This is a genomic window from Paraburkholderia sp. J69-1 (assembly GCF_905220255.1).
In the GTDB taxonomy this organism is placed as follows: Bacteria; Pseudomonadota; Gammaproteobacteria; order Burkholderiales; family Burkholderiaceae; genus Paraburkholderia.
In genome coordinates, this window is sequence record NZ_CAJMZG010000068.1 from 1 (window position 1) to 1,323 (window position 1,323).

Annotated in this window: 1 protein-coding gene and 1 other annotated feature; the gene reads left to right on the plus strand. The window is 60.2% G+C overall.

The window, feature by feature from the left end; genetic code table 11:
* Nucleotides 1-51 precede the first annotated feature (51 nt).
* Nucleotides 52-1,289, plus strand: a protein-coding gene (locus U5A67_RS40385) for an IS3 family transposase (RefSeq protein WP_321818826.1) whose coding sequence is annotated in 2 segments (ribosomal slippage) — nt 52-343 and nt 343-1,289 — 1,239 coding nt in all. Because the reading frame shifts where the segments join, the coding sequence is not laid out codon by codon here.
* Nucleotides 333-449, plus strand: a sequence feature (AL1L pseudoknot). Its footprint overlaps the gene before it by 117 nt.
* Nucleotides 1,290-1,323: the final 34 nt, after the last annotated feature.

The window sequence follows — 1,323 nt, forward strand, 5'->3', positions numbered from 1 at the left end:
TTGAACCGCACCGAATTTTGTGGAGGCTCGAATTCTTGAGAGAATCGAGCCATGAACAAGAAGGTAACGAAGTTTTCCCCGGAAGTCCGGGAGCGCGCAGTGCGTCTGGTGCGCGAGCAGCGTAGCGAACATCCGTCGATGTGGGCGGCGGTCGAATCGATTGCGCCGATGATCGGCTGCACACCGCAGACACTGCACGAGTGGATCAAGCGCGACCAGGTCGACCACGGAGAGCGCGAAGGCGTAACTACAGACGAGCGCGAGCGCCTCAAGGCCTTGGAGCGCGAAGTCAAGGAGTTGCGTCGTGCCAACGAGATTCTCAAGGTCGCGAGCGCGTTTTTCGCCCAGGCGGAGCTCGACCGCCGTTTCAAGTCCTGAAGGCCTTCATCGATCAGCATCGCGACACCTTCGGGGTCGAGCCGATCTGCAAGGTCTTGCGGATTGCCCCGTCGGGCTACCGACGCCATGCTGCGCAGCTTCGCGATCCTGCCAAGCGCTGCACCCGCGCCAAACGCGATGAGATTCTGCAACCGGAGATCAAGCGCGTCTGGCAGTCCAACATGCAGGTCTATGGCGTGCCGAAGATCTGGAAGCAGATGAATCGGGAAGGTATTGCGGTGGCACGCTGTACGGTTGCGCGGCTGATGAAACTGCAAGGTCTGCGTGGCGCGGTTCGCGGCAAGCGGGTTCGCACGACGACTCCCGATACGAGCGCGCCGCGCCCGCTGGACCGGGTCAACCGGCAGTTCAAGGCTGAGCGGCCGAATCAACTTTGGGTGTCGGATTTCACCTACGTCTCGACCTGGCAGGGCTGGCTGTACGTGGCGTTCGTAGTCGACGTGTTCGCCCGTCGCATCGTTGGCTGGCGCGTCAGTTCGTCGATGACCACGGACTTTGTTCTGGATGCGCTTGAACAGGCGCTATATGCTCGCCAACCGGGCGAGGACGGGACTTTGATACACCACTCCGATAGAGGGGCGCAATACGTCAGCATTCGATACAGCGAACGTTTGGCCGAGGCGGGTATCGAGCCGTCCGTCGGTAGCCGTGGCGACAGCTACGATAACGCGCTGGCTGAAACGATCAACGGCCTGTACAAGACCGAACTGATTCATCGGCGTGCACCGTGGAAAACGAGGGAATCCGTCGAACTGGCAACCCTGGAATGGGTGGCTTGGTACAACCATCATCGGCTGATGGAACCGCTCGGCTATATCCCGCCTGCTGAGGCTGAGGCAAACTACTACAGGCAACTCAGAAGTGCCGCTGAAGTACCCGCATTAACTTAAACCAACCGGCCTCCACGATTCCCGGTGCGGTTCA